This is a genomic window from Rhodopseudomonas julia, from assembly GCF_030813515.1.
GTDB classification, from domain to species: Bacteria; Pseudomonadota; Alphaproteobacteria; order Rhizobiales; family Afifellaceae; genus Afifella; species Afifella julia.
The window spans coordinates 445,409-468,380 of the sequence record NZ_JAUSUK010000001.1 but is presented as its reverse complement, the minus strand read 5'-3'; the positions used below and the strand labels follow the sequence as shown (position 1 = coordinate 468,380).

At 64.6% G+C, this 22,972-nt stretch carries 20 protein-coding genes and 1 pseudogene; 9 read left to right on the top strand and 12 right to left on the bottom strand.

Annotated elements, in window-relative coordinates; translation table 11 throughout:
* Positions 1-30 precede the first annotated feature (30 nt).
* Positions 31-969, bottom strand: coding sequence for a c-type cytochrome (locus tag J2R99_RS02230; RefSeq protein ID WP_307152866.1), 939 nt, complete (start codon positions 967-969; stop codon positions 31-33).
* A gap of 7 nt (positions 970-976) precedes the next feature.
* Positions 977-1,453, bottom strand: a complete 477-nt coding sequence (locus J2R99_RS02225; RefSeq protein WP_307152865.1) for a c-type cytochrome — start codon at positions 1,451-1,453, stop codon at positions 977-979.
* A gap of 52 nt (positions 1,454-1,505) precedes the next feature.
* Between J2R99_RS02225 and J2R99_RS02220 the strand changes: the two genes are divergently transcribed.
* Positions 1,506-1,958, top strand: coding sequence for a hypothetical protein (locus J2R99_RS02220; protein WP_307152864.1), 453 nt, complete (start codon positions 1,506-1,508; stop codon positions 1,956-1,958).
* A gap of 240 nt (positions 1,959-2,198) precedes the next feature.
* On the opposite strand, the gene J2R99_RS02215 is transcribed toward J2R99_RS02220, so the two are convergent.
* Both J2R99_RS02215 and J2R99_RS02210 read right to left on the bottom strand, forming a co-directional pair.
* Positions 2,199-3,104 carry an NADP-dependent oxidoreductase gene (locus J2R99_RS02215; RefSeq protein WP_307152863.1) on the bottom strand — a complete coding sequence of 302 codons (906 nt, stop codon included), beginning with the start codon at positions 3,102-3,104 and terminating at the stop codon, positions 2,199-2,201.
* Positions 3,105-3,367: 263 nt separating this feature from the next.
* A pseudogene (locus tag J2R99_RS02210) lies at positions 3,368-3,697 on the bottom strand (MFS transporter); the annotation flags it as partial.
* Between the two features lie 613 nt (positions 3,698-4,310).
* Here J2R99_RS02210 and J2R99_RS02205 point away from each other — a divergent pair.
* The gene (locus J2R99_RS02205) at positions 4,311-5,075 is read left to right on the top strand and encodes a site-2 protease family protein (RefSeq protein ID WP_307152862.1); all 765 of its coding nucleotides are present in this window, start codon (positions 4,311-4,313) and stop codon (positions 5,073-5,075) included.
* Between the two features lie 49 nt (positions 5,076-5,124).
* On the opposite strand, the gene J2R99_RS02200 is transcribed toward J2R99_RS02205, so the two are convergent.
* Positions 5,125-6,015 carry an AraC family transcriptional regulator gene (locus J2R99_RS02200; protein WP_307152861.1) on the bottom strand — a complete coding sequence of 297 codons (891 nt, stop codon included), beginning with the start codon at positions 6,013-6,015 and terminating at the stop codon, positions 5,125-5,127.
* Between the two features lie 111 nt (positions 6,016-6,126).
* Here J2R99_RS02200 and J2R99_RS02195 point away from each other — a divergent pair, with 111 nt between their 5' ends.
* Both J2R99_RS02195 and J2R99_RS02190 read left to right on the top strand, forming a co-directional pair.
* Positions 6,127-6,954, top strand: coding sequence for an oxidoreductase (locus J2R99_RS02195; RefSeq protein WP_307152860.1), 828 nt, complete (start codon positions 6,127-6,129; stop codon positions 6,952-6,954).
* Positions 6,921-7,205 (top strand): hypothetical protein, encoded by a 285-nt coding sequence (locus tag J2R99_RS02190; RefSeq protein ID WP_307152859.1) that lies wholly within the window; start codon positions 6,921-6,923, stop codon positions 7,203-7,205. Before J2R99_RS02195 ends, J2R99_RS02190 begins: the two co-directional genes overlap by 34 nt.
* Here J2R99_RS02190 and J2R99_RS02185 read toward each other — a convergent pair.
* Both J2R99_RS02185 and J2R99_RS02180 read right to left on the bottom strand, forming a co-directional pair.
* The gene (locus tag J2R99_RS02185) at positions 7,202-8,224 is read right to left on the bottom strand and encodes an amidohydrolase family protein (protein WP_307152858.1); all 1,023 of its coding nucleotides are present in this window, start codon (positions 8,222-8,224) and stop codon (positions 7,202-7,204) included. The genes J2R99_RS02190 and J2R99_RS02185 overlap by 4 nt on opposite strands.
* Before the next feature lie 5 nt (positions 8,225-8,229).
* Entirely contained in the window at positions 8,230-8,916 is a 687-nt protein-coding gene (locus tag J2R99_RS02180; RefSeq protein WP_307152857.1) for an SDR family oxidoreductase, read from the bottom strand.
* Positions 8,917-9,041: 125 nt separating this feature from the next.
* Here J2R99_RS02180 and J2R99_RS02175 point away from each other — a divergent pair, with 125 nt between their 5' ends.
* Positions 9,042-9,941, top strand: a complete 900-nt coding sequence (locus J2R99_RS02175; protein ID WP_307152856.1) for a LysR family transcriptional regulator — start codon at positions 9,042-9,044, stop codon at positions 9,939-9,941.
* A 65-nt stretch (positions 9,942-10,006) separates the two neighbouring features.
* Here J2R99_RS02175 and J2R99_RS02170 read toward each other — a convergent pair whose 3' ends face one another.
* Positions 10,007-11,455 carry a DUF2252 domain-containing protein gene (locus J2R99_RS02170; protein ID WP_307152855.1) on the bottom strand — a complete coding sequence of 483 codons (1,449 nt, stop codon included), beginning with the start codon at positions 11,453-11,455 and terminating at the stop codon, positions 10,007-10,009.
* Between the two features lie 509 nt (positions 11,456-11,964).
* On the opposite strand from J2R99_RS02170, the gene J2R99_RS02165 reads away from it, so the two are divergent.
* The 3 genes from J2R99_RS02165 to J2R99_RS02155 all read left to right on the top strand — a co-directional run bounded on the left by J2R99_RS02165 (position 11,965) and on the right by J2R99_RS02155 (position 17,209).
* Positions 11,965-15,051, top strand: coding sequence for a transporter substrate-binding domain-containing diguanylate cyclase (locus J2R99_RS02165; RefSeq protein WP_307152854.1), 3,087 nt, complete (start codon positions 11,965-11,967; stop codon positions 15,049-15,051).
* A 175-nt stretch (positions 15,052-15,226) separates the two neighbouring features.
* Positions 15,227-16,072: a hypothetical protein gene (locus tag J2R99_RS02160; protein ID WP_307152853.1), complete on the top strand. Its 846-nt coding sequence runs from the start codon at positions 15,227-15,229 to the stop codon at positions 16,070-16,072.
* Positions 16,073-16,282: 210 nt separating this feature from the next.
* Positions 16,283-17,209, top strand: a complete 927-nt coding sequence (locus tag J2R99_RS02155) for a DUF4238 domain-containing protein (RefSeq protein ID WP_307152852.1) — start codon at positions 16,283-16,285, stop codon at positions 17,207-17,209.
* 375 nt (positions 17,210-17,584) lie between these two features.
* Here J2R99_RS02155 and J2R99_RS02150 read toward each other — a convergent pair whose 3' ends face one another.
* The gene (locus tag J2R99_RS02150) at positions 17,585-18,184 is read right to left on the bottom strand and encodes a superoxide dismutase (RefSeq protein WP_234630519.1); all 600 of its coding nucleotides are present in this window, start codon (positions 18,182-18,184) and stop codon (positions 17,585-17,587) included.
* Between the two features lie 224 nt (positions 18,185-18,408).
* Here J2R99_RS02150 and J2R99_RS02145 point away from each other — a divergent pair, with 224 nt between their 5' ends.
* Complete coding sequence (locus tag J2R99_RS02145) at positions 18,409-20,559, top strand: peptidoglycan-binding protein (RefSeq protein WP_307152850.1); 2,151 nt, start codon at positions 18,409-18,411, stop codon at positions 20,557-20,559.
* Between the two features lie 74 nt (positions 20,560-20,633).
* Here the strand turns inward: J2R99_RS02145 and J2R99_RS02140 are convergent, their stop codons facing one another.
* The 3 genes from J2R99_RS02140 to J2R99_RS02130 all read right to left on the bottom strand — a co-directional run bounded on the left by J2R99_RS02140 (position 20,634) and on the right by J2R99_RS02130 (position 22,788).
* Positions 20,634-21,881: an MFS transporter gene (locus tag J2R99_RS02140; RefSeq protein WP_307152849.1), complete on the bottom strand. Its 1,248-nt coding sequence runs from the start codon at positions 21,879-21,881 to the stop codon at positions 20,634-20,636.
* A gap of 263 nt (positions 21,882-22,144) precedes the next feature.
* Positions 22,145-22,489 carry an addiction module antidote protein gene (locus J2R99_RS02135; protein WP_307152848.1) on the bottom strand — a complete coding sequence of 115 codons (345 nt, stop codon included), beginning with the start codon at positions 22,487-22,489 and terminating at the stop codon, positions 22,145-22,147.
* The gene (locus J2R99_RS02130) at positions 22,486-22,788 is read right to left on the bottom strand and encodes a type II toxin-antitoxin system RelE/ParE family toxin (RefSeq protein WP_307152847.1); all 303 of its coding nucleotides are present in this window, start codon (positions 22,786-22,788) and stop codon (positions 22,486-22,488) included. The genes J2R99_RS02135 and J2R99_RS02130 overlap by 4 nt, the downstream gene beginning before the upstream one ends.
* Between the last annotated feature and the right edge of the window lie 184 nt (positions 22,789-22,972).

Sequence of the window (22,972 nt, the reverse complement as noted above, 5' to 3'; positions counted from 1 at the left end):
CTTTTCGGGGCGGCCTTTCCGGTCCCCGCTTTATCCTCCGGTGTTGTCCGCGCCGCTTTTGTCGGCGCCGAGGGGCGGGATGGCTTTGAGGTAGGCGGCAATGGCGGCGCGGTCTTCGGGCGGGAGTTTCGCGAGGTTTTCCTGCACCGGCACCATCGGCCCGCCGACGCTGTCGAAATCCGGCGTGAAGCCGCTTTCGAAATAATAGGTGAGGTCGGAAAGGCTCCAGCCGCCGATGCCGTCATCGGACGGCGTGATGTTGGGGATGCGGCCTTTGCCTTCGGGGTTCGGCGCGCCGGCGAGCCAGCGGTCCGTCTCGAGCCCGCCGAAAGCATCGCGCGGCGTGTGGCACTGGGCGCAATGGCCGGGGCCTTCGACGAGAGTGCGCCCGCGCTTAAGCTCCTCGTTGGCCTCGTCGACGGCGATGACCGGCTCGTCGGAGAGATAAAGCCGCTTCCACAGGCCGATGCCGCGGCGCAGCGAATAGGGGAAGGGGAGATCGTGGTACGCGACGCGGTTGCTGCTGGCCGGAAGCGTGTCGAGATAGGCCTTGAGATCGAGAAGATCGGCGAGGCGCATCTTGGCGTAGGAGGTGTAGGGGAAGGCCGGATAAAGATGCGCGCCGGACGGCGAGAGCCCGCGCTTCATCGCATTGACGAAATCGATGTCGCTCCAGGAGCCGATGCCGGCCTCGCGGTCTGAGGAAATGTTCGGCACACGGAAGAGGCCGAAATCGGTGTCGAGCTCGAGCCCGCCTGAAAGCACGAGCTTTGCCTCGCCTTCCGCTTTGGGCGCGGCATGGCAGGAGGCGCAGCTGCCCGCGAGAAACAGACGCTCGCCGTTGGCGACATCGGGCTCATGCGCGGGGAGCGCCGCGGCCGCAAGCGGCCGCGGCATCGTCACGACATAGAAGCCGAGGAGTGCCACGGCCGCCAGGACGACGACCGCAGCCAGAAGCTTTTTCGCCACGAAAACCTCAATCCTTCTTCACGCGATAATCTTCGTGACAGGATTTGCAGTTCTTCGCGACCTTGCCAAAGGTCGCCTTGAAGGCGTCGAGATCCTGCGGCTTCGCCTTCACCGCCGCGGCGGTCGCCTGTTGCAGATCGCCGATCTTGGCGTGAAAGCCGTCCATATCCTGCCAGATTTTGGGCGAGGCTTCGGTGTCGCCGGTGTCGGAGCCTTCCGGGAAATAATGCCCAAAGGTGTGGGCGCCGGCATCGAGCGTGGCGAGAACGAGCTGGCCGACCGCGGGATTGTAGGGGATTTCGCCCTTGATCATGCCGCCGCCGACCTTGGCGGAGGCGCCGAAGGATTCCATGATCGCCTGGCGCGATTGGATGGGGTCGTCGGAAGCCGCGCCGGACATGGCGTCCTGGGCATGGGCGGCGAAGCCCACGACGGACACGGCCGTGAGGGCGCCGGCGACGGCGAGGGAGATGCTGCGAAGCATGAGGCTGCCTCCTGTTTGTCTTGGACAGGTCTAGTTATAGGGGGCGGTTTCCATGCAACCAGCGGCAGAGACCGCGGCGGCGCCCCTTCACGCAGGCGTGACGGCGCGCGAGCGATCGGGAGGTTTCGTGATGGCGGGATGCGCAGGTCTTTTCGTGGCGGCACGGTGCGGGGCGAGGGTTTCGCTGCGTGCGGGGGCTTTGGCCGGGGTCTTTGCGGCGGTCGTGGCGGCGGTCGTGATGGCGGGCGCGCTCACGGCGACGCCCGCGGCGGCCGTGGTCGGCCACCCGCCGGCACCGGAAGGCGGCGGCGCCTGCGAGGATGGCGGCTGGAGCTGGGTCGGGACGTTTTCGGGCACCAGAGAAGACCCGATGAACGACTGGCGCCGTCCGGTCTTCCTGCGCGCCTGTTTCCCCAACGAATACACCTGCCGCCGCTGGGTGAATTCCGTGCAGACCTGGGCTGAAGCGCCGGGGCTGATGCGGTGCGAGAGGTTGGGGCGGTAGGAGGCCGGGTGGGTCGCTGATCTCTGCGGCTGCGTGAAGTTGTTTTCTTATGGCAGCCGAGGGGGCCCTTTGCGCCCATACCGTTCTCTCGGCTGCCGCTCCAAAACGGACTCTCGTTGATGCGGCAGGTTTCCCAGACCGGCCTTCAGCGCTCCCTCCCGCAGTATGGGCGTGAGCTTCTCGTCAATCGGGGCGAGCAGCAATTCCGGACCTCGCATCCGGACATTGGAAGGCCGTAGCTCAAGGCATGCAGATCACGAGTTTGCCCGAGGCGTGCCCCGCCTCGCTGATTGCATGGGCTTCGGCGGTCTGCTCGATCGAGAAGGTCCGCTCGACCCGAGCCTGGAACTGGCCCTCGCAATAGAGCTTGGCGACCTCGGCGAGGACTCGTTCCGGCTCTCTCGGAGGCCCCTTGGAAAATCTGGCCCCATATTTCTCAGCCGATAAATCGGCAACCGAAACCACACGAGATGCGACGCCGACGATCCCAATCAGTTCCGAAATGATCCCAGATCCGGCGACATCGAACGCCGCGTCGATCCCGTGTGGCGCCAACGCCCGGACGCGCTCGGCAAGGCCCGGCCCGTAGGTCGTCGGTATCGCGCCGAGCTCCTGCAGGTAAGCCTGATTGCGCTCGCTTGCTGTGCCGATGACGATGATGCCGCGGTGACGGGCGAACTGGACCGCAGCCGCGCCGATCCCTCCCGCAGCACCGCTGATCAACAACCACTCGTTGGCTTTCATCCCAAGATCGTCGAGGCCGCGCAGTGCGGTCTCGCTAGTCACCGCGAGCCCCCCGGCGACCTCGCAGGGCAGCCCGCTCGGCTTCGCCACCCATTTGCTGAGACAAGCATATTCCGCGACGGTGGCCCTGCCATAGCCGAAGACGGCATCGCCGACCGTGACGCCCGAAACGGCCGGCCCGATCGCGTCGACCACGCCAGCGGCTTCGACCCCGACGCCTGAGGGAAAGACAACCTCTTCGAATTCCCGATAGAGACCTTTGCGCCGCTTCCAGTCAGAGGGATTGACGCCCGCTGCGGAGACCTTGATCCGCACTTCGCCGGGGCCCGGCCGCGGTTTCTCGAGCTCGACCAAGCGCAGAACCTCGGCTCCACCGTAATGAGAAAAAATAACTGCCTTCATGAGGTGATCCCTTCGTTGGGAAGCGTAAAGAGCTTTGAGCCGTGCGGGCCTATGTCTCACGCGGGCCCGCTGATGGTCGGATGCGCGTTCCGATGATGATCTGTGGAACCGCAGACGTTGACTGCCGCCACCGAAAGCCGGATCGCTCCGGGCCCACCTGCCGCTTGGCGAACGTCTGAAAGGCCGGGGTCCCGATACCGCCGATGGCGAAAGGCGGCATGACGGCGAAGACGATCCAGCCGCTGCGCGCGCGAGCCATCACCGTTGGCACTGGTCAGGCCGACGACCGCACGTCCGACGAGAAGCATCCAAAAGCTATTGGCGAACGCCAGGAGCAGGTAGTCGGCGGTCGCCCCGAAAAGGGAAATCAGGAGAACGCGACCGCGACCCTCCCTGTCGCTCAATGCGCCGAGCGCCGGCGCGAAGACGAACTGCAACACCGCATAAAGCGCGGTCATGACGCCCATATGGGGAGCGACGCTGCTGGCATGCGTGGCCTCCGAAAGGCGGCTTGGGAGAATGGGGAAGATGAGGCCGATACCTGCGGCATCGAGAAGGCCGGCCGTGTAGATGGTGACAAGGGGGCTGCGCATCGAGCGTTCCAATCGACGCAAGTGCTACCCTCAAGGAAGAGCGGCGCCTGCACGCATGCCCGATGATCTCGGGCCGTTGATTTTCGAGAACGCTGGTCGGTGAGCGAAATGCGCCTGGCCGACGTGTGCGCGACCGCTGATCCGTTTCGTGGGTGTCGAAGGATCGCCGTCGTTTTTCGCGCCACGGATTGCATAATCCACCTGCCTATGAGGGGCAAGCAATCTGGAGGGGCCGACAGTCCGGACTTGGGCAGAGCGGAAGTATGCTGGATGTCGACGCCCGGGCGCCCCACCCGGCCAAGGGAGCAAGCGACTGGGAAGAACTGTTGCGGGATAGGTGGTTTCCGTCGGCTGCTGCTTTGAAGCTGACGCTCTCCTTCCGGCTCAGTCTTTCGCGAATGAGCGGCCGCATGCGGAGCTTTCGCGGCGGCCCCCGGATGTTGCCGGATCGATGTTGGGCTGGGACCTCACCTGTAACCTCTCGCCAATCATGCGCGACGGCTTATGATGTCGATGGTGGGGGATGCGGGCGCCAGGGAATGCGAGCGGCAGATTGCCGATTGTGTCCGGGGCGGCGGCTCGACAACGCGGCCGGGGGAGGGGGCATTCGATCATGACCGTGGGAGGCGCAGACGCGGCGGAGGGGCCGTTCGCGTTTCGGCTGAAGCTTCCCGCGGGCGTCGAGGCGTGGGTTTATCCCTCCGCTTTGGTCGTGGCGGTGGTCTTCAGTGCGCTCGTTGCCTATCACCATGCGCATCAGCCCGTCGCGCTTGCGATCATCCTTCTGATCGGTCTCGTTCTGTCGGATCTGGCGCATGAGCTCGCGCATCTGGTGGTGGCCCGCCGCTTCGGGCTCGCTTGCGATACGATCGTCCTGTCGGTCGACGGGGCCTTCGTTTTTCTCGAAGAGCCGAAGTCGCGGGCAAGTACGATCGCGATCGCCTTCGCCGGCCCGGCGGCGAACCTTCTGATTGCGGGCGTCGCCTTCGCAATCTGGGGCTTGAGCCCGCTTGCCCCCTCGCAGCATCTGCCGGGCTTCGTCACGCCGCTGCCGTCCTCACCGACGCTTGCGCACGAGGCGGCGTTCTTTCTCGGTGTCTTCAATCTCGCCTTCGGGCTCTCCAATCTCGCGCCGGCCGTTCCAACCGATGGCGGCGTCATTCTCCGGGCCGCTTTGCCCGGCCGCGTGTCGGAACGGGCCGCGAGCCTGCTCGTCGCCTCGCTCGGACTCGTCTTTGCCGTTCTCTCGACCGTGGTTCTGATCGCGAGCGTTCTTGCGATGGTGCCGCTCTATCTGCCGCCGTCCTTTGGCGACAATTTTCGCGAGTTCCGCCGCGCCTGGCGGATGGCGCCGGGGCAGGCCGAGCCCGGTCTCTGATCTGGTCTCTGATACGGCGTCGATGCATCCCTGGCTGCGGGCGGCCCTCTCACGCGATCTCGCCGAGATGCGTGCGCATCCATTTTGTTTCTTCCATCGCGCTGCGATGGAAGTGACGCCGGAAATCGCGGCTGAACTGGGCGGCGCTCGCATAGCCGACCTCGGCGGCGATCGCGGCAATCGTGCCCTCGCGCCTTGCGATCATCAGGCGCGCCTGGTGAAGCCGGATCGCCTTGATGTACTGGATCGGCGTGCTGCCGGTCAGTGCCTTGAAATGCACGTGGTAGGAGGGCGTGCTCATGCCGGCCTCGGCGGCAAGATCGGCGACGGTGAGCCCCGCCCAGTAATTTTCGCGAATGTGCGTAAGGCTTTGCACGATCCGTGCTGTCGTGCCGTCCTGTTTGAGTGCGGTCCTCAAGGCACCGCCTTGCGGGCCGACGAGCACGCGGTAGTGCAATTCCCGCAAGAGGCCGGGACCCAGGATCGCAAGCTCGCCGGGGTCGCAAAGGGCCGTCAGGGTTCTGGAAAGAACATCGGCGATCGCCGGCTCCATGCGGCTGGAGATGAGGCTTTTGGCCGTCTCCGCCCGGTCGTATGGGCGATAGGCGTCGAGCTCGGCTGCGATGTCCGCGGCAAGGCGCAAATCGAAATCGACATAGACCGCCAATAAGGGGCGCTCGGGGCTCGCCTGCGAAGCCATCCGGAAGGGGACGGGTACCGAGACGGCGAGATAATGCTCCGCATCGTAGCGATAGATTTCGCCTTCGAGAAAACCCTGCTTGGAGCCCTGCAGGACGAACACCGCGCCCGGCCGGTAGAGCACCGGCACATCCTCAAGCACGGTTTCCGAGCGAAGAAGGCGCAGGCCGGAGAGGCCCGTGGAGGTATAGCCCGGCTCTGGCGCGAGACGGGCGGCAAGGTCGAGAAGCGCGGCAGGCATTTCGGGATGGTTCATAGGATTGAGCAAGAGAATAACAGGATATGCCCTAGGGGGAGGTCTGTTAAAAGAGTATCCGTCAATTCGTGAGAGCCATCAAGACGGAGCTGATCCATGGCAGAAAAAACCTTCTTCATCACCGGCGCCAATTCCGGCTTTGGATTTGCCATTGCCGAGGCGGCAAGCCGCGCGGGCCACAACGTCATCGGCACGGTGCGTTCGCAGGCGGCCAAGGCCTCGCTCCTGGGGCGTCTGCCGCAGGTCCATGCGGTCTCCTGCGACGTGACGGAATTCGAGCGCATCCCCGATATCGTCGAGGCGGCGGAACGCGAGCACGGCGCCGTCGACGTGCTGATCAACAATGCCGGCTACGGGCATGAGGGGGTGCTGGAGGAATCGCCGCTCGAGGAGATGCGCCGGCAGTTCGATGTGAACGTCTTTGGCGCGACGGCGGTTGCCAAGGCCTTCCTGCCGCGCTTTCGCGAAAGGCGCAGCGGCTTCATCGTCAACGTGACCTCGATGGGCGGCATGATCACCATGCCGGGGATCGCCTATTACTGCGGCAGCAAATTCGCGCTGCAGGGGATCTCCGAGGTGATGCGTGCCGAGATGGCGCCCTTCGGCGTGCACGTGACGACGCTTTGTCCCGGCTCCTTCCGCACCGACTGGGCGGGGCGTTCGATGGTGCGCAGTGCGCGCGCGGTTGCCGATTACGATGCGCTCTTTGAACCGATCCGCAAGGCGCGCCAGGAGAAGGACGGCAAGCAGCTCGGCGACCCGGCGAGGCTGGCCGCTGCAGTCCTGACGCTCATCGCTTCGGATAATCCGCCGCCGCAGCTCCTCCTGGGCAGCGATGCGCTCAGGCTCGTGAGCGAACGGATCGACAGGTTGAAGCAGGAGATCGCCGATTGGGAGGAATTGACCCGCTCCACCGACGGCTGAGGGTGCGCGGGGGAAAGGGGGGGGGAGGGCCTTCCGGAGCTGCGGCCGCTCTCTCCTTACCGACAGACCATGTCGATGCAGTCGAAGGCGCCGAGCGCCTGATCGTCGCCTCCCTCGAGCTCGTCTTTGCCGCCGTCTCGACCGTGGTGCTGATCGCGAGCGTTTTCGCCATGGTGCCGCTCTATCTGCCGCCGTCCTTTGGCGACAATTTTCGCGAGTTCCGCCGCGCCTGGCGGATGGAGCCGGGTTAGCACCGAAGGATGGCGTCTCTCAGCCGGCACCAGTTTCCAGACGCAAAATTCGTGAGGTCCTCCCCGCCAAGCCCGCAGTTCTCGATGAAGTCGCGGGCCTGCCGCTCCGGGCGGTACTGGTAGGGAAAGTCCGCAGAGAACAGCAATCGATCGGGCCCGACGATGCCCCGTGCACGGCGCAGATGCTCGGCCGAGAACATCCCGCTCGCGCCCAGATAGACGTTCCGGCGCAGATAGGCGTCCAACGGATGGGCAAGCTCCGAGATCGCGTCGAGCGCACGCAACCGGTCGACGTAATAAAGGACGAGCTCGCCCCAATGGCCGAGAAGGATCGGCAAATCGGGGTGCCTGTCGAAGAGCCCCGACAGAAGCAGGCGTATGAACTGGATGCCCGCATCGAGATGCCAGCCGATCGCATAGCCGGCCAGCGCCATCTCGACCCTGTCGCCGAAACTCGAGAACCAGGCGGCGCGCACCCCGTCCGGCACGACGCGCGGATGCAGCAGGAGCGGTACGCTGCGCCGGCTCGCAACTTCGAAGATCGGCGCGAAATCGGGATGGTCGAGGTGGCGCTCGCCCACCCGTCCGCAAAGCATCGCTCCGGTGAAGCCGAGCTCGACGATGCAGCGTTCAAGCTCCGCCGCCGCGGCCTCGGGCCGGGCGACCGGGAGCGTCGCCATCGCCTCGAACCGGTCTGGATGGCCCGCGACCGCTTCGGCCAGCGTATCGTTCACCCGCCGCGCAATGTCGACGCTTTCGGCCCCAAGGTCGTGGAGCGCCGGCGTGGTCAAGGACAGGACCTGCACGTCGACGCCGGCCTCGTCCATCAGCGCGATGCGGTTCTTGGAAAGGTCGAGCAGCCGTTTCGCAATGTCGCCGATCTGGTGATGGGCGACGCCCGGATCGCGGCTTTCCAGGCCGAGCCTGTGCCAGGCGTCGACGACTTCGGCGGTCGCCATATGCTCTTCGGTGGCGATGATCTTCACAGGAGCACCACGCAAAAGGGGGGCACCACGCAAGAGGGTCACCACGCCACCGTGCGACCGTCGCGATCCTCGTAGCGCAGGCCGGGCCTTCCCGTCTGCGCAAGGAGAAGATCAACGAGTTTGGGCGCCGATTCTGCGAGCGTGTAGCGCGCCTCCGCCCCGCCGAGCTCCGTCTTGATCCAGCCGGGCGCGATCAGCAGCATCGGGCGCGTATTTCCGGCGCGGATCGCATAGCTGCGCATGTACTGGTTCAGCGCTGCCTTCGAGCCGCGATAGACCTCGTGACCGCCGCGCGTGTTCCCGGCGATGCTGCCCTGTCCCGAGGACATGACGGAGATGGTCCCTTCGGGGGTCGTGAGGTCGGCGAGGGTCTCCACCACCCGCATCGGGCTGAGCGCGTTGGTGACCATGACGCGGATGAATTCCTCCGTCGAGGTCTCGGCGATCGTCTCGCTCTGGTTGGCGTTCGCCGTTCCGGCGTTCACGAGCAGGATGTCGTAGCGCCGGTCCTGAAGCTCCTCGCGCAGAGCCAGGATCTGTGCGGGCACGGTGATGTCCAATGCGGCGATCTCGACCGCCTCGGGGTGCTCTTCGCGCAGCGCGTGCAGGGGCGTTCCGGCGGTGTGCCGGACCGTGCCGGTCACATGCCAGCCGCGCCCCACGAACTCACTTGAAAGGGCATGACCGATCCCGCGGGACGCGCCGATGATGAGAATGCGTTGCATGGAATGTCTCCGTTGCCAGTTCGAACAATGTCCTCTGCAAGCTAGGGAGCAAAAGATGGTTTCGCGAGACGCATCACCCTCAAAAACAAATTGCGCGCCATGCAAGTCTTCCCCATACCCGGCGCATGGCAAATCCGGATCTCAATCTGCTGCGGGCGCTCGATGCCCTGCTCGCGACCGGCAGCGTGACCGAAGCGGCCGCACGTCTTGGCCTGAGCGTATCGGCGATGAGCCGCAATCTGACGCGATTGCGCAAGGTCACCGGAGACCCGCTGCTCGTGCGCGCCGGATCGCGGCTGGTGCCATCTCCACGTGCCGTCGCCTTGTCCGCCGAAGTGCCCGCACTGCTGGCTGGGGTCGAGAGCGCTCTCGCCCGGGACGAGCATGGTCTTGAGCTTAAGACGCTCAGCCGGACCTTTTCACTCCGCGCCAATGAGGGGTTCATCCACCGGTTTGCCGCGCCCCTGCTCCAAAGGATGCTTTCGGCGGCGCCGCAGACCCGTCTGAAGCTGGCGGCGAAACGGGTGAAGGATGGGACGCCGCTGCGCGAAGGCGCCGCGGATTTGGAAATCGGCGTATTAGGGGAGTTCGCGCCGGAAATCCTGACCCGGCGGCTTTTCGACGACGAGTTCATTGCTGCGGCGCGTCCCGGTCACGCCTTGCTCGACGCGCCGGTCACGCCGGAGCGCTTTGCAAATTGCCTGCATGTCGTCGCGTCCCGACGCGGCCAGACGACCGGGCCGGTGGATGAGGCGTTGGCCCGCCTCGGCCTTGTTCGAAAGGTGGTGGCGGTCGTGCCGGGATTTCCCGACGCGATGGAGATCGCACGCCGGTCCGATGTGATCGCGCAGATCCCCCGTTCCGTCCTGAGCCCCGACCTGGTCGGAACAGATCTCCCGGTTTCGGTGCCGGGCATTTCCGTGTCGGCCATGTGGCATCCGAGGTTCGATGTCGACCCCGAACAGAAATGGTTCCGGGAGATGGTCTTCGAGACGGTGCTGAAATCCACCGGCGAGCCCTCCTGACGAGCGCGCCGTCCTTCTGTCGGCTTCGGTGTCACGTTCTGGGCGGCGCAGTCGCCGCTCTCTCCTTACCGATAGACCATGTCGATGCAGTCGAAGGCGCCGAGCGCGTGGTCTTCGCGGAACGTCTGGTGATCGGCCTGGAGGCGGTCGGCGCCTTCTTCGGCGAAGCGCACGAGGTCGGCGATGAAGAGTTTTCGCGGTGTGGCGGCGGCGAGGATCGAGGGCTCGACGTCATAATCGATCTGGCCGAGATCGTCTGAGAGCGCATGCGCCTTGGCGAGTGCTGCGCCGCAGACTTCCGCGTAATCCTTCCAGGTACCGTAGCTCAATTCGTCGAGATCGATGTCGTCGCGGAAGGGGGCGCGCTCGCGGCTCATGAAGCTTTCGCCGTCGATCTCCACGGCGCCGTAAAAGATGTCGCCATGGGCGAGCTGCACGGCCTGACCGTGGGCGATGCGGTCGGCCTTGGCGCCGGCATGAAATTCGGAGGGCGGGGTGAGCCCGTCGAGGGCGGAGCGGCGGGCGCGCTTGAACTCGATGATGATGTCGTCGGTGGCGTTTTTCGACGGGCCTTCGATGAGGACGTAATAGCGCGGCAGGCCGAGCGAGGCCGTGCCCTGGCCGTGGCGCACGCACACATCCTTGACCTTGAGCTCGCCGGCGCGGTCGGGCGCGTCGATGCCGTTCGACTTGGCGAGGTCTTCGACCGCCTTCTGGAATTTTGTCACCTGGCCCGAGATCGGCTGCAGCTCGTCGCTCGCCTTGAAGCCGCGGCCGGAGCCTTTGAGATAATCGTCCCGCAGCCAGTCGTGGCGATCTTCCCAGGCTTCCTTGAAGAGGCGGCGGATGACTTTCGGCGAATTGTCCATGCGGTAATCGTCGTTCTTCTCCGTCGCGTGCTCGGCATAGGCCTCCATCGCCTTGAGGTAGCCTTTGACGAATTTCGTCACGACCTTGCGCCGCTTCTTGCGGGTGAGGCCGCCTTCCTCGCGCGCGGCGATCCAGAAGCCGACCGCGCCGCGTTTGATGTCGAAGGTGAAGGGAGCATAGATCGTCTCGTCGAAATCGTTGACGCCGAAGATGGGCGCGCCGTTTTCATCCGGCATGACGCCAAAATTTTCCGGATGCACATCGCCGAGCGCCATGACGGAGGGCATGTTGGCATCCTGGCCCGCCAGATCGCGGTAGAAGAGAAGCGCCGTGCCGCGGAAGAACTTGAAGAAATCGTCGGCGAGCTCGTCGAACTTCGCCCGCGCTCCGTGATTGCGCTGTTCGATGCGCTGGGCGTGGTCTTCGCGCAGGGTGGAGCGCACATGCTCGCGCCGCGCCTGGCCGGTGAGGAGCACGGGCGGGACGACCTGTTCGCCTTCGGCGATGCGGTGGGCGAGGTCGCGAAAGGCGTCGCGCTGGCCGCTCGCCTTGCGGGCGGGCTTGATGTCGGCGGATTGGGTTTGCGTGTCCGCCTTGTCGGTCGCCGGCTTGTCTGTTGACTGCTTTTTCTTCGCTTCGGCCATGGTCGCTCTTTCCTCTGGCGTCAGCTTGAAAACGCAAACCAGGAGTTGCCGTTCCGATTTCGGCCGTGCCGGGGCTCTGCGCCAAGCGAAAGCGGCGGTGCCGGCCGCCCGAGACTTCGCGCCGGCTGTGGGCTTCCTGCACCAATGGCGGTGAAATATGCCATTCCGCAGGGGAATATCGGCCTGCCTGCGGCCTCTGCCTTGCCTTTTAAGTCTCAAGCAGGCTTTGGATGCTTTCCAGATTTGGCGGTGCGTGTCGCTAGGTGTTGCCTACGGATTGTGTTTGCCGTCGCAGGAGGCGATGGGGGCGCAGGCGCGGGGTGAGGCCGATGCGGGCATGAGGCGATGGGGCGAGGCGATGGTCGCGCCTTCTCTCGGCCTCGTCTGGCGGAATTGAGGGGGCGACCGGGGGCGAAATCGAGCGCCGGCCACGAGGGCCGGAATTGGCAGGCCGGCATGCGCGGGCCGGATGCAATGGGACAAGAATGTTGACGGGACCGAACCCGAGAGTGTCGCCTCGCCTTGTGGGGATTGTTCGCAGCGGCGTCGCCCTGATCGTGGCGGCCCTCATCGTCATCGCCTCCGGCGTGCCTGGCCGCGCCGTCGAATTGAGCGAGACCGAACGGCAATGGGTGGCCGAGCATCCGACCGTCACCGTCGGCGTCGTCGCCGACAACGAGCCCTATTCGTTTTTCCGCAACGGCTCGATGATGGGCTGGACGCTCGATGTCCTCGACCGCATCGAACTTGAAGTCGGCCTCACCTTCGTGCCGCGGATGGGCACCTGGCCGGAGATTTACGGCAATTTCCGCGCCGGCCGGCTCGACGTCATCGCCGATATCTCCCTCACCGAGGCGCGCCTCCCCTTCATCGCTTTCACCGACCCCTATCACCAGCGCCGCACGGTGATCTTCCAGAACGTCGATCGCCCGCTCGCCCAGCCGATCGATGCCGACACTTTGTCGAAGAAGCGCATCGGCGTCATCACCGACATCTATTTCGGCGGCGCCCTGCGCAAGGCCGGCATCGAGCCCGTCGAATACGACACCTACCGCGATCTGATGGCGGCACTCGCCTTCGGCTGGGTCGATGCGGTGATCGCATCGGAGATGACCGGCAATTTCTTCGCCCGCGAGAACGGCTTTTCCAATGTGGAAGCGGTCGGGCCGGTGCCGCTCACCGGCGTGTCGCTTGAAGATTTCCGCCTGGGCGTGCTGAAGGCCGAGGCTGAGCCTGTCGGGGGGGACGCCGGGGACGCGCCAGGGGGCGCGACAGGAAATGCTGCCGAGGACGTGGCGGTGGAGGCGGCGCGCAACCGCGACCGGGAGATGCTGCACGAGATCCTAGCGAAGGCCGTCGCCGCGCTGCCGACGGAAGAGCTCGCCGCCATCACCGAACGTTGGCTCAGCTATCGCAGCGGCCGGGTGTTTTCCGCCGGACCCTTGCGCCTCCTGCCGGAGGAGCAGCAATTCGTGGCCAATGCGCCGCCTTTGAAGGTCGGCTTCATCAGCGATTACGAGCCTTTGAGCTTTCTCCGCGACGGCAGGGGGCAGGGTTTCGCGGTCGATCTGATGCATGAGATCTCCGCCGCGACGGGGCTTGCCATGATCCCCGTCTACGACAGCGCGGCGAACCTTTTCGAGGCGTTTCGGGCCGGCGACATCGACATCGTGAGCAACATGTCGCGCACGGCCGAGCGCGAAGACTACACGCTCTTCACGCGCGAATATCACCGCATCCCGAACGCTGTCTTCGTGCGCTCCGGCTTCGGCCCCTATCGCGGCCTGGAATCGCTGAAGGGCCGCAAGGTCGGCATCGGACGGGCGATCTATTACGAGGATGCGCTGAAGGCGCGCGTCGCGGATGTGCGCACCTATCTCACGCAGGAAGAGATCCTGCAGGCGCTGGCCGGCGGCGAGGTGGACGCGGCCATCATGGCGCTCTCCAACGGCCGTGCCATCATCCGGCGCCTGGGGCTCATCAATATCGAGATCGGCGGCGAATTCTTGATGCAGGGTGTGCAGCGCGAGGATCTGCGCTTCGGCGTGTCGCCCCGCTATCCCTATGCCCGCAGCATCATCGACCGGGCGATGAGCGCCATGTCGGCGACGCGGTGGAACGAGCTCGAAACGCGCTGGCTTGGCCCCACCGTCGCCGGAATGGAGCGCCAGCGCCCGCTTCTGACGAGCGAAGAGCGCGCCTATCTCGATCAGAAGGGTGTCTTGAAGGTCTGCGTCGATCCTCTGACGCCGCCTTATACCTCTGTCGACAAGGCCGGCGATTTCACCGGCGTCGCCTCCGACGTGATGGAGCGGCTGGCGCGGCAGGGCGGCTTTTCCTGGCAGGTCGTGCCGGTGCCGATCTGGGGCGGCGGCCTCAAGAAGGCCGAAGATTACGAATGCGACGTCCTGCCCTTCGTCACCGACAGCGCGGCGGCCGACGACCGCTGGACGTTCACGCTGCCCTATCTCGTTTTGCCGATGGCGGTGGCAAGCTCGCTCAACGAGCCGATCGTCAGCACGATGAACGATCTGGCCGGCAAGCGCGTCGGCATCGCCCCGGGCGAAAGCCCGGTGCGCGTTCTGCAGGAGCGTTATCCGAACGTCGAGCTGGTGGAGGTGAAGAGCGAGGCGGAGGCGTTGACCGGCGTGCGCCGCGGCGAACTCGACGCCGCCCTCGGCACGCTGCCGAGCCTCGGCTATCTCTTGGCCTCCAAGCGGCTTTACGACGTCAAGGTCGCCGGCCGCATCTTTGAGGACTGGCGCGCCTCGATCGCCACCCGCTCCGACGAGCCGATGCTGGCGGCGATTTTTGCAAAACTCGTCGCAGGCCTCGACGAGCAGGAGGTGCAGACGATGCTGAGCCGGCAGATGCTGGTGCGCATCGACCAGCGCGTCGATTACAGCCGCCTGCTTCTCCTCGGTGGCGTGGCGCTCGTCGTCCTCGTTCTCGTCATCTACTGGAACCGCAAGCTGCGGCGCCTCAACGCGGCGCTCGAACGCGCCAACCAGAAGCTGCAGGATGTGTCGATCACCGACGCTTTGACGGGTCTTTACAACCGCCGCCATTTCGACGCGCGCGCCGCCGACGAATTCGGCCTGTGCCAGAGGAATGGCTGGCTGTTTTCGGTGGCGATGATCGACGTCGACCATTTCAAGAGCGTCAACGATGCGCGCGGGCATCTCTTCGGCGACCAATGCCTGCGCCATATCGCGCGCCTGGCGCGCGAGGTCTTCGGCGAGGACGGCGACATTCTCGGCCGCTATGGCGGCGAGGAATTCATCATTTTTACGCTCGGCGGCGCGAGCGAGGATTTCTTCGAGCGCCTGGAGGCTTTGCGCCGGCGGGTGGAGAAGGAGCCGTTTTCCGCCGGCGAGGAGACCTGGCGCCTGACGGTGAGCCTCGGCGGCTTTGCCGCGATCCCCGCGCCGCAGGCCAAGCTCAGCGATTTCGTGCGCGAGGCCGACGCGCGGCTCTACGAGGCGAAAGCCCGCGGCCGCAACCGGGTTGTCGGGGAGACGCGGGCGGAGAAGGCCGCCGGGGCAGGTGCCGATGCGACGGCGCAAGGGCGCGGGGAGATGGAGGAGGCGGAGTAGGGGGAGCTTCGTGTTCACGGCCGAAGGTGCCGCTTGGCGCAGAGATAGCTGGCGCAGCTTCGACTTTTGGTCGGTTCTATAGAGCGCTGCTCAGATCTGCTGCCGTTCGTTGGGTGGGCACCGCGGCGATCAGGCCGAAGACATATCTAAGATTGTATTTACGAAGTCGGCATAGGTGTCGCGTCTCGCGCCGGACTGGTCGGTCGCGAAGCTGATCGTTTTCGGTATCGGTGCATGTATGCGTTTTATTTTTCGGGGCGTTCTGGTTCTTGCCATCGTGGCCGTGAGCTGGTTCCAGTTCTTCCAGCCGCTTGGATTTGACGAGTTAAGCCAAAGGCTTGAAGATCGTTTTGACGATCGCCCAGCCCGGGAAATCCTGCTTCTCGGAAACAGCCGCACCTACGCAAACCACATGCCGCGCATGCTCCGGCAGATTGCGGATTCCGCCGACAGTCCCGAAAAATACCAGATCAGGCAACAAACTCCGCCGGGCGCGAGCCTGGAGATCCTCTGGAATGACACATACGCGCAGTCCTTGCTGGAGCATGTGTGGGACGATGCCATCGTGCAGGCCGAAAGCCGGGCCTTTTCCAGCGAGGCGCAGACGACGAGCTTTATGACCTACGGCGGGAAATTGCTTCGCGCCATCAAGGTGAAGGAGGGGAGCCCGGGCCTGGTCGTCAATTGGGCCTATGACCCAACAGAGGCCTATCTCTTCAGTGAAGCTGACCGGGATTATTATCAGCGCCAAATCGATATGGGCCATCGACGGCTTGCCCGGCTTTCGGGGGCTCACCTGATCTGGTTGGACGATGTCTGGAACGAGGTGCGCCGGCAACATCCCGACATCGCGATGACGCGCGACGGCAACCACCCGACACTCGCCGCCAGCTATCTTTATGCCTTGGTTCTCTACAGGAGCCTTTCGGGAGGCGATATCGCCCGAGTGACGTTCGTGCCGGACGGCCTTTCAAGCGAGACGGCGGCCATCATGAGTTCTGCGGTGGCGCGGTATCATTGAGGATTTGGCGACTAAGTGGGGACGAGCGCAAGGGCGCTGGCGCGAAGGCTGATAAGGTCCATCAAACAGCGGGTGTCTGACCCGGCGCCGCGCACCAATGCGCGACCGGACGTTTGTTCGATCCCGGTCTAGGCTGCCTGTATTCATATAGTTCAGTATCCTATGACCTGTCGGGCTGTCATGTGCTGCAGATCAGGTGTAATATTAGGCGTGGTGCCAACGAACCCACCCACCAAGCATCACTTCATTCCTGCCTTCTACTTGCGAGGATGGCAGAGCGATGTCACGGGAAAGCTGACGGAGTATTCAAATCCTTATCAGCGTAAGGTCGTAATCGAAGAAAAAACTGCTGAGAGCACTGGCTACGAGAAGCGGCTTTATGAGCTTAAGGGGTACGAACCCGCTCTGGCGCAGCAGGTGGAGACGGAATTCTTCAGCGCCGTCGACAACTTTGCATCCAGGGCCTTGGTTCGTCTGAAGAGTGACGGCACAATTGCGCCATGCGAGACCAGTAACCGGTCAGCATGGAGCCGTTTCGTCATGTCGCTTCTCCTGCGCTGCCCGGAGGATATCGCCATGTTCAGGGAGTTATGGCAGGACTACTTTATTTTTACTGATGCTGAATCTGAAAGTCGTTACCAAGCACGCCGCGATCCTGGTGATCCTGATACCTTGTCGGAATACCTGACCGGTCTTCCATTGGCCGAGAGGGAACGTCAGCAATTCGAGATCTTATGTATGCTGATCGATCATGAGGTCGTAGGCGCGACGTTGAACGAAATGCACTGGTGGGTGATTCAGACGGTGCCAGATGCGCCAACTCTTCTGACTTCCGACAGACCCGTTATCTGCACGGCACTTAACGATGAGGATGGGCATGTGATTCTTCCGCTTGGACCCAGGCTGCTATGGATCGGCGCCAATGACGTCGCCTTCATCGATCAGGTACGATTGGGCAATCCGGTTGGGCTCGTGAACGAGGTGAACCGCCAGGTGGTAGAGGGTGCGAAGCGATATGTATGGGGCGCCGACGCAAGCCAACTTCGTTTCGTCAAGGACCGCTTCGGTCGCGATCCACAGCCGCGGCACCTCGAAAGCGTGGTGGCGAGGCGCCGAGCAGCGATGATGGCGAAGTAAATGATAGTTGTCTCGTGATTGCGGCGCCTCAGCTACGGTCCCCGCGTTTCTAACCCTAGAGCTCCCTTTTCAGACTGCTGATGGGAAGCGGGATGTCTATTTTCCATCCCTTTTCCGATCGGCTCGAATAGACGCATGTGAATTTTCAGAAGCCCACGACGAACGTGCCCACGTGTGCAGCGGACGTATGACGACCGCACCAACCTCGCGCCCCCACAAAAAAGCCCCGGCCACAGGGGCCGGGGCGGAGCTCCCGCAAGGAGCTTGGAAGCTGTCGAGAGCTTGAGGTGGTCGCGCCGGCGGCGTTTTCGGCCTGAGCTTAGTGCGCCGCCTGCGTCTTCAACCGAAAAGCTAACTTCGCGGCTTCCGAAAAGCTTATTTCGCGGCTTCGTAGAGCTCGGCGACGTAGTCCCAGTTGACGAGGTTGTCGAACCAGGCCTCGAGGTATTTCGGCCGCGCGTTGCGGTAGTCGATGTAATAGGAATGCTCCCACACATCGACGCCCAGCAGCGGCGTGGCGCCGTGGACGAGCGGGTTCTCGCCGTTCGGCGTGTTCATGACGGAGAGCTTGCCGTCCTTCATGGCGAGCCACGCCCAGCCGGAGCCGAACTGGCCCTTGCCGGCATCGATGAACTTGGACCGGAACTCGTCGAAGGAGCCGAGGTCGGACTGGATCTGCGAGGCGAGACCGCCCGGCAGAGAGGTGCCGCCGCCGCCGGCCTTCATCCACTTCCAGAAATGGATGTGGTTGTAGAACTGCCCGGCCTGGTTGAAGAGCTTCGGGTTGTCGGTGTGGCTCTTCTTGACGATCTCCTCAAGGTCCATGTTCTCGTATTCGGTGCCTTTGATGAGGTCGTTCATCGTCGTGCAATAAGCGTTGTGGTGCTTATCGTGATGATATTCGAGCGTCTCGGCCGACATATGCGGGGCGAGTGCGTCGTAGGAATAGGGCAGGTCCGGCAGGGTGAATGCCATCGATCCATCTCCTTGTCTTGAAATTGCAGTCGGGTGCGTAGTCAACACGACCGGCCCGGGGCCGGTTCCAGGCTACATAAGTGCGATGGCCTCTTTGGCAACGGCTTTCCGCAACGGAAGGCCCCGGATGGCTCCGGCTGTCGCTCTTTGGGCCGCTTGTCCCGGCAGGGCCGCATCGCTAACGTCCCGCACACCATCGAGCGGCCGAGGGAAACGAATCGGATATGGCGCAGAAATTCCACGTCCTGGGAGCACTCCTTGCTTCCGTGTGCTTTGCTGGAACGACACAAGCATCTGAATTTACAGGGGTTTTAAGTGCAGCGCCGCGCCTCGCCGGCGAGCGTCTCGGCGCGCCCCCGACCGCCGTGAAGGCTCCCGTTCTGAGACTGGCGCAGGCCGAAAATCCCGTCACGCCGGCGGACGAGACGCAGGATGCGGGCGACGAAACGGCGCCTGAAAAGGCCGCTGACACGGATCGTGGTGGAGCCGGCGACGGGGCCGATGGAGCGGCTCCCGCCGAGGCGGACAAAGCTGCCGCCGACGGCGCGAGAAGCGAGGCGCCCGAGGGCGAAGCCTCAGAAAGCGAGGCCTCAGAGGGGGCAGAGAGCGCGCCAGGCGAGATGAGGGCGGAAGACGCTCCGGCCGATGCCGACGCCCCGATGGCGGGGGACGCGCCGATGCCAGGTGACAGGGCGCCAGGTGACAGCGCGCCAGATGACAGCGCGCCAGGTGAACGTGCGACAGATGACGGCGCGCCAGATGACGGCGCGACAGACGGAAGCCCCTCAGCGGCTGAAGCTGCGGCGCCGGGCGAGGGCGAGAGCGCCGATGCGGCCTGCCTGGGCGCAGAAGAGGCCTTCGCCAAGGCGATCGGCGAGAATGGGACGAAAGCGCTTCAAGCCTATGTGAAAGATTTTCCCGATTGCAGCCTGAGCGACGTGGCGCGCACGGAGATCGACCAGCGCCAAGTGGCGGCAGACGAGGTGGCGCGCGTCGCGCGCGACGCCGAAAGCCGCATCTCGGAGATGCAGAAGAAGCTCGAGGAAGAAACCCGCAAGGGGGCCGCAGCCGCTGCGGAGAAGCAGGCGCCCTTCCTGGCGCTTGCCTGCGATACGCTGGCCGCCTCTCCGGAAGATCCCGAAAGGCCGGCCGACGTGCCGGGCGTGCCGTTTGCCATCCTCGACGCGCCGCGCGCGATCGAGGCCTGCGAGGCGGCGATCGCCGCCAATCCCGATGAGCCGCGACTTGAGTTTCAGCTCGGCTATGCGCTCGACAAGGCCGGGCGCGACGACGAGGCGATGGAGCATTACCGCAAGGCGGCCGATGCCGATTACGCCCATGCCTGGACGCTGATCGGTACGATGTACGATTTCGGCGAGGGGGTGCCGGAAGACGATGCGGAGGCGATCACCTGGTACCGCCGTGCGGCAGAGGCGGGCGACGCGCTGGCGCAGCGCTATCTCGGCACGAAATATCGGAACGGCGAGGGCGTCGAGGAGAATTGGGACGAGGCCGCGAAATGGTATCGCCTCGCCGCCGAACAGGGCGATGCCTTCGCGCTCAACGAGATGGGCTGGCTTTACGAGACCGGCCGCGTCGTCGAACAGGACGACGTCAAAGCGGCGACCTACTACCGGCAGGCGGCCGAGAAGGGCAATCGCACGGCGCAGCACAATCTGGGCCTTGCCTATCTCTACGGCCGCGGCGTGGCACAGGACCCGGTGACGGGCGCCCTGTGGCTGTCGCGTGCGGCGGAAGCGGGCGACACGGATTCGCAAAGCGAACTCGCCGGCCTCTACCGCGACGGCCGCGGCGTGGAAAAAGATCCGAAGCTGGCGCTCACCTGGCTGCGGCGGGCGGCCGATGCCGGCAATGCGGCGGCGCAGAACGAGCTCGGCCTTGCCTATGAGCGCGGCGAGGGCGTGGAGAAAGACATGGTCCAGGCGGCACGCTGGTACCGCAAGGCCGCGCTTGCCGGCGAGGATTCCGCCCAGAACAATCTCGGCGTGCTCTACCGCGACGGCAACGGCCTGCCGCAGGACGACGAGAAGGCCGTGTCATGGCTGCAGAAGGCAGCCGACCAGGGCAATGCCGTCGCGCTCGCCAATCTCGGCTTCATGTACATGCAGGGCGGCAATGGCGTTGCGGCGGACCCGATGCGCGCCGCCAATCTGATGCTGGAAGCGCTGGCGCAGGGCGAAGACAGGGCCGAAAGGCTCCTGATCGACGACAATGCCCGCGGCCAGCCGGCCGCCTTCCGGCGCGCCGTGCAGGAGCGGCTGCAGGACAAGGGGCTTTATAACGGCCCGATCGACGGCATTCTGGGGCGCGGGACGCAGGCGGCCTTGCGCCGCTATCAGGAACTGCGCGGCTGAGACGATGCGGCTGAAACGATAAGGTGCCGGCCCGGAGGCGATCCGGGCCGGACCGTCCTTGCGGCCTGAAGGCGCTAGCGCTGCACCGCCGGCATAAGCCGTGTCGTGGCGACGCCGAAGATGGCGGCCATGAACATGACGAGGCAGACCGCGCTGAAGACGAGGCTGCCGGCAAAGAGGCCGAAGGCGTTCGACGCAAAGCCCATCGACAGAACGGCGAGCCCTGCCGTGCCGTAGCCGCCGAGGAAGAAGGTGGCGTTGACGGAGCCGAGGATTTCTTCCGGCGTGTGCCGATTGACGAGTTGCACGCCCGTATATTGCCCGACGCTCTGAGCGATGCCGGCCGCCGCCGCGGCGAGTGCGAAGAGCGGCAGCGACACGGAAAGTTCGCTCAAGAGCACGAGAGCGAGGCTTGAAAGCGCCAGCGCCAGGCTGAGCCAGGCGGAGCGCCACACCGTCAATTTGCGTGCAAAGACGCCGCCCGCACCGCCTGAGGCAAAGACCAGGAAGGCGGCGGCCCCGGCGACGATCGGGCTTCCATTGTGGAGAAGCTCGGCGATCATGGAGGGCGCGAGCGAGATGAAGAGCGCGGAGAGCGCGAAAGGTCCGGCAAAAATGACGATTGCCGTCAAAAGGATGGGGCGGTTGTCGGCCGGCAGGCGCGGCAATTGCCATATGCGCACGCTCTGAGACGGTTGCCGGAGCGGCGGTAAGCTTCGGGTGAGGATGAGAAGGAGTGTCGCGAGAAGGCAGGCGAGCAGGAAAAAGACGAGGCGGCTCGGGGCGGGGGCGAAGCTTGCGAGCACGCCGGCCGTCAAGGGGCCGAGGCCGAAGCCGAGAACGACCGACAGAGTGGCGTAGAGCGAGATATGGCCGATGCCGCGTCGGCGCCCGGCGAGGAGAATGGCCGCCGTTCCGGCACTGACGCAGCCGCCGGAGGCAAGCCCGATCAAAAAGCGCGCGACGCACAACACCGCGACATTGGGCGCGAAGGCAAAGAGAAGCGCGGCCGCCACCGCAAGCACGAGCGCCGGCAGAAGCACGAGGCGCGGGCCGTAGAGGTCGGACAGCCGCCCGCAGCACAACAGCGCGATCAAGACGCCGAGATTGTAGAAGACGAAGATGACGCCGATCGTGCCGGGCGCGAACCCCATCGCATGCTGCCAGATCGGATAGATCGGCACCGGCGCATTGGCCGTGGCGAAGACGACGAGAACCGCCGCCATCAGGGCGAAGAGCGGCAAAGGGCGCTCGGGCGATGTGATCGAAGGGGAGGCGGCACCGGCTGGGGTCGCGGCCGACGGCTGGGGCGAAGGGGGCATGGCGGGGTCGTGCTTTGGCGGATGGCGGGCGAAACGACGTCCGCGGGAGATACAGCGGAGCTAGGGGGAGACGTCGCTGCGGCAAGGTTTTGGGGGCTGCGAGGCTTCGCGTGACGCTCTGGGCAGCCTGACGGCGACGGCGTGCGAGCGTCTCTGAAAATCATGAGACTTCTCTTGCACCGAGGGCGGCGAGGTTTCTCGGCGGCCTCCGACGTGGCTGGACGAGGCACGGTCCTTCATGGGAGATAAGTGTCCTGCGGAATTTATTCCTCACCTGCCGTCGTCAGCTCCCGTGGCGCCTTGTCGGCCGGCGCCTTGCGGGGCTGAAAGCTGAGCCGCAGGCCGAGCGCTTTGGCGACCTTCAGGATGGTGTCGAGCGTCGGGTTGCCTTCCCCCGAGAGAGCCTTGTTCAGGCCTTCGCGGCTGATGCCGGTGTCGCGCGCGAGCTGGCTCATATTGCGGGCGCGCGCGACGACGCCGAGAGCATGCGCGACGAAGGCCGGATCGTCGCCGCCTTCGTCCATGACGGCTTCGAGGTATCCGGCGATGTCCTCTTCGCTTTCGAGGTAATCGGCGGAATCGTATCGGCTGAACGTGACCTCGGTCATGTCTGATCCTTCCAAGACGCAGCCAAGTCCTTGGCGCGTTTGATGTCCTTGCGTTGCGTGCTCTTGTCCCCGCCACACAGGAGCACGATCACGATCTCCCCGCGCTGCATGAAGTAGACGCGATAGCCCGGCCCAAAATGCAGTCTGAGCTCGGAGACCCCCTCGCCAACGGGTTCAACATCTCCCGGATTTCCGAAGGCAAGTCGGTCCAGCCTTGCGGTGATGCGTTGCACGGCGGCTCGATCCTTGAGCCCGGCGAGCCAGTCGTCGAAAATGGAAGAGCGGATGAGCAGCTTCATATGCCAACTCTAGTGCACAGGGTTGGAATTGCCAACTGGAGTTATCAGGTACGGCGTGGTCAGCCTGCCGGGGCGTTTCCTGGCGTCGGCCCGCTCGCTTGACTTTGGGGGCGGAAGGCATAGCCTGAGGGCATCATGATCCGAGCGCTTCTTTCCATTCTGCGAATGCTCCAAGGCCAGCCCG